Raw genomic sequence first — 9,917 nt, forward strand, 5'->3', positions numbered from 1 at the left:
TAAGTGAACGGCATTAGTGCCGAGGCACCCTTTTTTATTGCGAGCTTGCATTAAAAGCACATCGCACATTATGCACGAGTTTGCGCGTATGCCGCTAGCTCATCCATAGAAGTCTTAGCAACTACTTCACCATCGATGTAGTAAGTAACAAACTCACCTTCACGAACACCCATAAGTGTTGCTTTTTCACCGTTGTTGTAAGTGATGTCCATTTGAACTGTGTTCTCGTCGATCTGTTGCATCTGACCTTGCTCGATAACACGGTTGTTCGTTAGAGGACCAACTGGTGCTGTTGTTAGTGATTTATCTAACTGGTGGTTTACGTCGATGTAAGTGTCCATCTTCTTATCAAAGATGTGTGGCTTACCGTTTAGCGGGTTTTTACCAGTCCAGAACTCTAGAGAGTTGAACACGATGTAGTCAGCCGCAATAGCAACACCGTAAACTGGCGCCATTAGCATGTTTAGACCACCACGAGCGTAACGGTTGTCAACAGCTTTCAAGTTGAAGCCCATAACGTAACCCGTTACTGCGTTGCTGCCTACACAGCCAGAAAGAGAAAGTGCCCCTGCAGTTAGTGCGCCAATTTTAGCGATCGCCTTTTTCATTATAACCTCTAGTTAAATAGTATTAGGTCAAAAATTCGGCGAGGATATTAGCGGATAAAAACCATAGGTAAAAGACAGTTTTTCTCGAAAAAAATATTAGTATTAAATTTAAAACAGCCTTATTTTTGTGATGAATATTACAACTTAAAACACAGCGTACAGCTACTCAATTAACACAAGAAATTGCCAAATACACTTACACAAGCCATACATTTGGTGAATTTTCAATCTTTTCAACAAAAATTATTGTTCGTCACATTAAGAAGAGTGATTAGTGTGATTTTGAACCAGTTGTTACATTGTTGCTAACGTATTTGACAGAGATGGTTTATGGCCAGAAGTAAAAAAAGCAAAGTATTTGAGCTGCTCGGGCATCAAGTACAACCAGGACAACGACTAGAAACCGAATTTGAAGCTGCACAGCTTTACACGCACTCACCGCTTTCTATTCCAGTGGAAATCATCCATGGTAAACAAGAAGGTCCAGTGCTAATGGTGAATGCGGCGATCCATGGTGATGAGCTTAATGGCGTAGAGATCGTTCGTCAGATGATCAACCAATTGGATCCAGCAAAGCTGAAAGGTACTGTGATTGCTGTACCTATCGTAAACGTGTTCGGCTTTATCCATAAATCGCGTTACCTACCAGACCGCCGTGACCTAAACCGCTGCTTCCCAGGTAGTGAGAAAGGTGCGTTGGCATCACGTATGGCGCATGGTTTCTTCAATAACATCGCTAAACGTTGTGACTACATTTTGGATCTTCACACGGGTGCAATTCACCGTACTAACCTACCTCAAATTCGTGCGAACTTGAGAAACCCAGAAACACTGCGTATCGCAAAAGCGTTTGCAACACCAGTGATCGTAGACTCTGCTCTACGTGACGGTTCTCTGCGCAGTGAAGCTGAAAAGTGCGATATCCCTGTTTTGACGTATGAAGCAGGTGAAGCACTGCGCTTTGATCCACTGTCGATCAGCGCTGGTGTATTAGGTGTTCAGCGTGTCATGCAAGCGATCGGCATGCTGCGCGCAAGCCGTAAGAAGCTTCCAGAGCCAATCATTGCCAAATCCACCAGCTGGGTACGCGCATCTGGCAACGGCATCCTACGCACTGTCGTGAACTTAGGTGATAAAGTAGAAGAAGGCGAAACGCTCGCTTACATCAGCTCACCGCTTGGCCATGACGAACTAGAGCTGTTGGCACCAAAAGGCGGTATCGTTATTGGCCAGCAAACACTGCCACTCGTTAACGAAGGTGATGCTATTTTCCATATCGCTTACTTCAAGCAAGACGACGAGATGGTTGAGCAGACGGTAGAGAGCTATATTGAAGAGCTAACTGAGTTTGATGTCGACCAAGTGACCACTGGCCAAATACCGCTAGAAACTCAGCAATAATTCTCAACGAATGAACTTAAGCCCAGATAGACAATCTGGGCTTTTTTATATCCATACTTTTAAAAACAAAAGGTTGGACCAGAAGTTTACATAAAGCATTCGCACAACAAATTAATTGCAATAATTCTCATTCACAACTAGGGTATCTTCCTTTTGCTTGTGAACCACTATGAATAATACTTATAAACAACTTCTTATTGCAGGAGCCATCTTGCCCTGCTTAGCTCACGCTCAACCATCTGGAGAGATTGCTGAGTACTTACAAGAACAAAGCAACCAACATCAAATCGAAGATCACTATGCTCAAAAAGTCCACGATGGTTTAAATCTTGATGCTAAGCCAGATATGATTGCGTGGAAAAACGATGAAGCACCTACTGGATGCCAATATGCAAAAGGTGAGATTACCGAGGCAAGAGATTACGACTACGGTGAAGCTACCGATTTGTCAGATGGATTACGCCACATTGATTTGCAGCCCGTTCACACACCTAAAAAGCTTCGCAAAGATCATGCGTACAATACGGCTACATCAGGAAATTCAATCAAACTCTCAATATCCTCTGATTGCCTATAAATACCGCAAATAAAAATGCCCCGAGATAAACTCGGGGCATTTTCAAATTCATTGTCGATGGTTCCAATCACCATCAAACACACTGCGATTATTCTTCGTCAGTGTCTACGTCTGCTTCACGAGCTTTACGAGCTTCTTCTTTACGAACTTTTGCCGCTAGTTGCTCTGCTTCACGCTCTTGACGTTGTACTGCTTTACGCTCGTTACGAACTACTTGGTTTTGTACAAAACCTGCTAGTTCCTGCTCAGCCCAAGCTTGTGCTTTCTCTTCGCTGTCAAAACCAGTTTCACGTTTTGATACTACTACTTTACGAGAAGTCACCTGACGAGTGATCTCTGCGCTCCAACCGTTACGTTTTTCAGTTACGCGGATAGCAAATTTTGGATTTTTAGCCATTTCTTTCATTTCCTAAGGGATTAATCAGGGATTCGGTCAACTTGATAACTCCATCTAAGCTGAGCTGTTTAACACCATCCCTTGGTAAGCGCGGTATTAGAGCATAAAAGTTAGCGAAACGCTGCAAGTTTTTTATGGGAGACGGGAGACGGGAGACGGGAGACGGGAGACGGGAGACGGGAGACGGGAGACGGGAGACGGGAGACGGGAGACGGGAGACGATTTCATTTTGTCTATTTAGGAATTAATACTGTCAACACCTTATGAGTCCAACGCAATTTAATCGTCATCCTCAAGAACAAGGCACGAGTGAGTTGGGGATCTCTCCCTATTCATTGTTCAAAAGAGATTTCCTACTCCTTCCTTCGTCAGTCTAGGAAATGACGCCGCTATTTTTCCCGACCCTCGAAACTCGCCGTCCTATAGGACGAAGTCCGTTCTCGATTCCCTAAAATAAAAAAGCGCCGGTCTCTCAACCAGCGCTTTACTACTTTCGTTAACCGTTGACTAAGTCGTGATTAACCGATGTTCTTACGTGCATTTTGGAACATGCGCATCCAAGCACCGTTCTCGCCCCAACCTTCTGGAGACCATGAGTTCGCTACTGTGCGGAATACACGCTCTGGGTGCGGCATCATGATAGTCACACGGCCATCAGCAGTCGTTAGACCTGTGATTGCGTTTGGCGAACCGTTCGGGTTGTTCGGGTATTGCTGCGTTGGGTTACCGTGGTTGTCCACGTAACGAACGGCAACCGTACCTGATGCTTCAATCGCCGCTAAGTGATCTGCATCACGTACTTCTACGCGGCCTTCACCGTGTGATACTGAGATTGGCATACGTGAACCTTCCATACCATCGAAGAATACAGAGTCAGACTTCTGCACTTCTACTAGGCTGAAACGAGCTTCAAAACGCTCAGATTCGTTACGAACGAAGCGTGGCCACAGGTCTGCGCCCGGGATTAGCTCTTTCAGGTTCGATAGCATCTGACAGCCGTTACACACACCTAAAGAGAACGTATCTTCACGCTGGAAGAAACCTTCAAACTGGTTGCGCGCTTGCTCGTTGAACAGGATTGATTTAGCCCAACCTTCACCAGCCCCAAGAACGTCACCGTAAGAGAAGCCACCACAAGCCACTAGGCCGTTGTATTCCTCAAGAACTGCTTGACCCGTTAGGATGTCGCTCATGTGAATATCTGTTGCTTCAAAGCCTGCACGGTCAAAGGCTGCTGCCATCTCAACGTGAGAGTTAACGCCCTGCTCACGCAGAATTGCCATCTTAGGTTTAACACCTTTAGCAATGTAAGGTGCTGCGACGTCTTCGTTTACATCGAAGCTTAGCTTAACGTTCAGACCTGGGTCTGAGTTGTCTTTCTTCGCTTCGTGCTCTTGGTCAGCACATGCTGGGTTATCACGTAGACCTTGCATCTTGTGCGTTGTCTCTGCCCAGATAGTGCGTAGTTCAGTACGGTTACGCTCAAGAACGACTGTCTCACCAGAAGTAATCACTAGCTCATCAGATGCTTCTACAGAGCCAATTACGTGTGAACACGCTTCAAGATCGTTTGCTGCTAGCGTTGAAAGTACAGCGTCTAGGTCATCGTTCTTAACCTGAAGTACCGCACCTAGTTCTTCGTTGAATAGTGCAGCTAGTGCATCATCACCTAGGTCAGCGATGTCAGCTTTAACGCCACAGTGACCTGCGAATGCCATTTCAGCTAGAGTAACGAATAGACCACCGTCACCCTTATCGTGGTAAGCCACTACTTGGTCATTCGCTACAAGAGTCTGAACGCCCTCGTAGAAACCTTTCAGTTGTGCTGCGTTGTCTACGTCTGCTGGCTTGTCACCAAGCTGTTTGTAAACCTGTGCTAGTGCTGTTGCACCTAGACGGTTTTGACCGTTACCTAGGTCGATAAGTACAAGTGAAGTATCACCTTTGTCAGTGCGAAGCTGAGGTGTAATTGTCTTACGCACATCTTCAACACGAGCAAACGCAGTGATGATTAGAGATAGCGGAGAGGTTACTTCTTTCTGCTCACCGTTCTCTTCCCACTTGGTCTTCATCGACATTGAGTCTTTACCCACAGGGATAGTCAGGCCAAGTGCTGGACATAGCTCTTCACCTACGGCTTTCACTGCTTCGTAAAGACCTGCGTCTTCACCCGGGTGGCCAGCTGGAGACATCCAGTTTGCAGACAGTTTAATGTGTTTGATATCACCGATGTTTGTCGCTGCAATGTTTGTGATTGCTTCACCAACCGCTAGACGAGCAGAAGCACCGAAATCTAGTAGAGCCACTGGTGTACGCTCACCCATCGACATCGCTTCACCGTGGTAAGTGTCGTAACTTGCTGCGGTCACTGCGCAGTTAGCAACAGGAACCTGCCAAGGACCAACCATTTGGTCACGAGCAACTAGACCCGTTACTGTGCGGTCACCGATAGTGATAAGGAATGTTTTCTCTGCAACCGTTGGTAGACGTAGAACGCGGTCCGCGGCTTCGTTTAGCTCGATACCGTCACGGTTAACTGCTGGGTTGTTTGCTTTTAGCGTTTTCGCATCACGATGCATCTTAGGCGTCTTACCAAGAAGCACATCCATTGGCATGTCGATTGGCGTATTATCAAAGTGTGAATCTTCAAGTTTCAGTTCACGCTCTTCCGTTGCGATACCTACTACGGCGTATGGTGCACGCTCACGCTTACAGATTGCGTCGAATACTTCCATGTTCTCTGGCGCAACTGCCATTACGTAACGCTCTTGAGATTCGTTACACCAGATCTCAAGTGGGCTCATGCCTGGTTCATCGTTTGGAACATCGCGTAGTTGGAAGATACCACCACGCTCGCCATCGTCTACAAGCTCAGGAAGTGCGTTAGAGATACCGCCCGCGCCTACATCGTGGATAAATGCGATTGGGTTCTCTTCACCAAGTTGCCAACAACGGTCGATCACTTCCTGACAGCGGCGTTCCATCTCTGGGTTTTCACGCTGTACTGAAGCGAAATCTAGGTCTTCTGCTGATTGACCAGATGCCATTGAAGAAGCTGCACCACCGCCAAGACCGATGTTCATTGCAGGACCACCAAGTACGATTAGGCTCGCACCTACCGGGATCTCTTTCTTCTGAACGTGCTCGTCACGGATGTTACCCATACCACCAGCAATCATGATTGGCTTGTGGTAACCACGAACCTCTTCACCTCCGTGAGAGTTAACTTTCTCTTCGTAAGTACGGAAGTAACCAAGTAGGTTTGGACGACCAAATTCGTTGTTGAACGCCGCACCACCAAGTGGGCCTTCTAGCATGATGTCTAGAGCGTTAACGATGCGACCCGGTTTACCGAAATCTGTTTCCCATGGCTGTTCAAAACCAGGAATACGTAGGTTAGAGGTTGTGAAACCAACTAGACCTGCTTTTGGCTTACCACCGATACCAGTCGCGCCTTCATCACGAATTTCACCGCCTGAACCAGTAGAAGCACCCGGCCAAGGAGAGATAGCAGTTGGGTGGTTGTGCGTTTCCACCTTCATTAGGATGTGCGCTTTCTCTTGGCTGTAACCGTACTGGCGAGTTTCTGGGTTCGGGAAGAAACGACCTACATCAGAACCTACCATTACCGCTGCGTTATCTTTGTATGCAGACAGTACGTTTTCAGGCGTAGTTTCGAATGTGTTCTTGATCATCTTGAACAGAGACTTCTCTTGCTTTACTCCGTCGATAGTCCAGTCTGCGTTGAAGATCTTGTGACGACAGTGCTCTGAGTTCGCTTGTGCAAACATCATTAGTTCGATGTCAGTCGGGTTGCGTTCTAGCTTATTTACGAACGCATCGTAGAGGTATTCAATTTCATCATCTGCAAGTGCAAGACCTAGGGTAACGTTTGCGTTTTCAAGCGCAGCACGGCCGCCTTTTAATAGGTCAACGTCTGCTACAGGCGCAGGTTCTGCCGCTTGGAATAACGCATTTGCTGCATCAAAATCAGTAAATATCACTTCCATCATGCGATCATGGATGAGTGCTTTTACATCAGCAATTTGAGCATCGTTAAGAGGCGTCGATGTCTCTACGTAGTATGCCGTGCCGCGCTCAAGACGTTTTACTTTGTCTAGACCACAGTTGATGGCGATATCAGTAGATTTAGAAGACCAAGGCGAAATAGTGCCCGGACGAGGCGTAACAAGAAGTAGAAGACCTTCTGGCTCATGCTCTTCGATCGTTGGACCGTAAGTCAGCAATTTTTCCAGTTTTTCCAACTCTTGAGCATCAAGGTCAGACTTTAGATCCGCAAAGTGCATGAACTCAGCGTAAATGCCAGTGACAGGCAGATCTTGTTCACGACAAAGTTCCAGTAGTTTATTAACACGAAACTCAGAAAGAGCTGGGGAGCCACGCAAAATTCTCATGTGCTTAGGTCTCTTATTGCAAGTGATTAAGGTGATATTGGAATAAATTCAGTGGGTTATACTGTTTTCTTCGAAGCTATTCCCGAAGGTTTTTCAAACCTATGCCGATGCCACCTCTTCGTTGCGAGCGCATTATATAGCAATTGTTTTTGTGATGTAACACCAAAAGCAACCGTTTGCGTCATTTTTTTCGTCAAATTTGAATTCCGACTAAAATGTCGATAAATCACACAATGTCGCACTCTATCTGTCTGATTCACTTTGCCCCACCAGCTCGCTTTGATATAAAGGCAACTAGAAAATTATCGAGACGTACCGAATTAATGCAAATAAGTCAGTTCAACCGACTCAAGCGCAGCGCCCTACTTTTCGCCTCTGTGCTTTTACTCTCTGCCTGTCAGATTGAGTCGGAACCCAAAAGTGAATTCGAGCAAATCCAAGAGCGTGGTGTCCTACGTGTTGGCACGCTAAACAACCAACTCTCCTACTACATTGGTCCTGATGGTCCTGCTGGCTTGGATTACGAACTGGCGCGCAAATTTGCAGAGCAACTCGGCGTGAAGTTGGAAATCAGACCCGCTTTCCGCCAAGCAGAGTTATTCCCTGCTCTGAAAAAAGGCGATATTGATATTATCGCGACAGGTTTAAACCAAACCTCTCAAGCGGTTCAACGCTTCCGTCCCGGGCCTGCTTACTACTATGTGAGCCAGCAAGTAGTGTACAAAAAAGGCCAGCTTCGCCCTCGCGATGTAGACCAGCTCATCAAGTATCAAGAATCAAAAGATGAGAAAGCCGGAAACGAAGACAGCAATGCAGGAGCAGAGACGCTGCAAATTGTTGAGCAGTCACAATTTGTTCCGACATTAACCGCGCTACAGAAAGAACACCCAGAGCTGCAATTCGAAATTATTGGCGATGCCGATACTCGCGACCTCTTAAAACACGTATCAACAGGTGAGTTGCGTTTTACAGTAACTGACTCGGTAGAACTGTCTTTGGCGCAGCGCCTATACCCAGATTTAGCTTTGGCTTTTGAGCTCACCGAAGACCAACCTGTCTCTTGGTTTACTCGTCGTTCTGAAGATGAAAGCTTGTATGCCATGTTGATCGAGTTCTTTGGCAACATTAAACAGTCTGGTGAACTCGCGACACTCGAAGAGAAATACATCGGTCACATTGAAGCTTTCGACTACGTAGACACGCGTGCCTTTATTCGAGCTTTGGATAACACCCTGCCGAAATGGTCACCACTGTTCCAAAAGTACAGTGAAGAGTTCGACTGGCGCTTGATCGCCGCATTGGCTTACCAAGAGTCCCATTGGAAACCAAAAGCAAAATCACCGACGGGTGTACGTGGAATGATGATGCTTACATTGCCTACTGCGAAGAGCGTTGGGGTAACGGACCGACTTGACCCAGAACAGTCTGTTCGAGGTGGTGTGGAATACCTGCGTCGTATTGTCGCTCGTGTACCAGATTCCATTAATGAACACGAAAAGATTTGGTTTGCGTTGGCATCTTACAACGTTGGCTATGGTCATATGATGGACGCACGACGCCTGACTAAAGCGCAAGGCGGCGATCCAAACGCATGGGCAGATGTAAAAGAGCGTCTACCATTGTTGCGTCAGAAACGTTATTACAGCCAGACTCGTTACGGTTATGCCCGTGGTGATGAAGCACGTAACTACGTAGAAAACATCCGCCGTTACTATCAATCGATCATTGGCCATGTAAGCCAAAAGCCTGCTATCGACGAGGATACAGAAGACCTGCAGGTTATCCCGCCACTCGATCCTAATCTATTAGTTTCTGGTGCTGTGGAGACCTTGGCTGAACAGGTTTCAGGGGCAGTTGAAGTAACACCACCACCTGAAGAAAATGCGCCTCAAGAAGCAGAGCAAACACCAGTGCCAAAAGCAGAATAAAAACTTCGAAAATAGCGAGCCCTCAGCTCGCTATTTTTTTGAGTCAACAGATCAAGTTATCCAGAATCCAGTCTTTCGGGCTTATCTAGCTTGTGATGCTCATTGGTGCCATACCAATATTAGGCTTGCATAGCAGAGAAGTTCTTTTAGTCACTTCTCCTCAAACTGATGCCACCCTCATCCGTAGGCGTGCCTCATCAGAATGTCATCGATTGATAGTATGTCAGACGCTTTGCTATGCGAGTGTCGGAGAGTGTGTTCGTTGTCTGCAAGAGGTGTAAACGCCCCATGAACCCACGGGGCGATGTTGTTAATATTTGAAGTTCCAAGGTAGGAGCGCATCGATATCAGGCTCCGCTTTCGCGAGCTCTTTCATGCACTTGACCATGTAGTCGTAGAGGATAAGGCCGTTGGCTTTCGCTGTCTCGACGATGCTGTAAAGCATCGCGCTCGCATCAGCACCATTTGGTGTGTTTGAGAACAGCCAATTTTTTCTGCCAATGACCAGCGGTTTAATGGCGCGTTCAGCACGATTATTATCGATAGATAAATGACCGTCATCGATATAGCGGATGAGCTTGGGCCATTGGC

The 9,917-nt window shown here is 46.7% G+C and carries 7 protein-coding genes; 3 read left to right on the forward strand and 4 right to left on the reverse strand.

Annotated elements, in window-relative coordinates; translation table 11 throughout:
- Positions 1–68: 68 nt before the first annotated feature.
- Positions 69–608 carry a DUF3332 domain-containing protein gene (locus KIV40_RS03790; RefSeq protein ID WP_285347980.1) on the reverse strand — a complete coding sequence of 180 codons (540 nt, stop codon included), beginning with the start codon at positions 606–608 and terminating at the stop codon, positions 69–71.
- A 330-nt stretch (positions 609–938) separates the two neighbouring features.
- Between KIV40_RS03790 and KIV40_RS03795 the strand changes: the two genes are divergently transcribed.
- Together KIV40_RS03795 and KIV40_RS03800 are read left to right on the forward strand one after the other, a co-directional pair.
- Positions 939–2,009 (forward strand): M14 family metallopeptidase, encoded by a 1,071-nt coding sequence (locus tag KIV40_RS03795; protein ID WP_285347981.1) that lies wholly within the window; start codon positions 939–941, stop codon positions 2,007–2,009.
- Positions 2,010–2,178: 169 nt separating this feature from the next.
- Complete coding sequence (locus tag KIV40_RS03800; protein WP_134977692.1) at positions 2,179–2,586, forward strand: hypothetical protein; 408 nt, start codon at positions 2,179–2,181, stop codon at positions 2,584–2,586.
- An 88-nt stretch (positions 2,587–2,674) separates the two neighbouring features.
- On the opposite strand, the gene KIV40_RS03805 is transcribed toward KIV40_RS03800, so the two are convergent.
- Both KIV40_RS03805 and purL read right to left on the reverse strand, forming a co-directional pair.
- The gene (locus tag KIV40_RS03805; protein WP_005424867.1) at positions 2,675–2,983 is read right to left on the reverse strand and encodes a DUF3622 domain-containing protein; all 309 of its coding nucleotides are present in this window, start codon (positions 2,981–2,983) and stop codon (positions 2,675–2,677) included.
- A gap of 518 nt (positions 2,984–3,501) precedes the next feature.
- Entirely contained in the window at positions 3,502–7,398 is a 3,897-nt protein-coding gene (gene purL / locus KIV40_RS03810; protein ID WP_285347982.1) for a phosphoribosylformylglycinamidine synthase, read from the reverse strand.
- A gap of 323 nt (positions 7,399–7,721) precedes the next feature.
- Here purL and mltF point away from each other — a divergent pair, with 323 nt between their 5' ends.
- The gene (mltF, locus tag KIV40_RS03815) at positions 7,722–9,326 is read left to right on the forward strand and encodes a membrane-bound lytic murein transglycosylase MltF (RefSeq protein WP_005533708.1); all 1,605 of its coding nucleotides are present in this window, start codon (positions 7,722–7,724) and stop codon (positions 9,324–9,326) included.
- 310 nt (positions 9,327–9,636) lie between these two features.
- Here the strand turns inward: mltF and KIV40_RS03820 are convergent.
- On the reverse strand, positions 9,637–9,917 hold a 281-nt coding region (locus tag KIV40_RS03820), incomplete at its 5' end, for a transposase (RefSeq protein ID WP_285347983.1).

The sequence above is a fragment of the Vibrio sp. D173a genome (assembly GCF_030248475.1).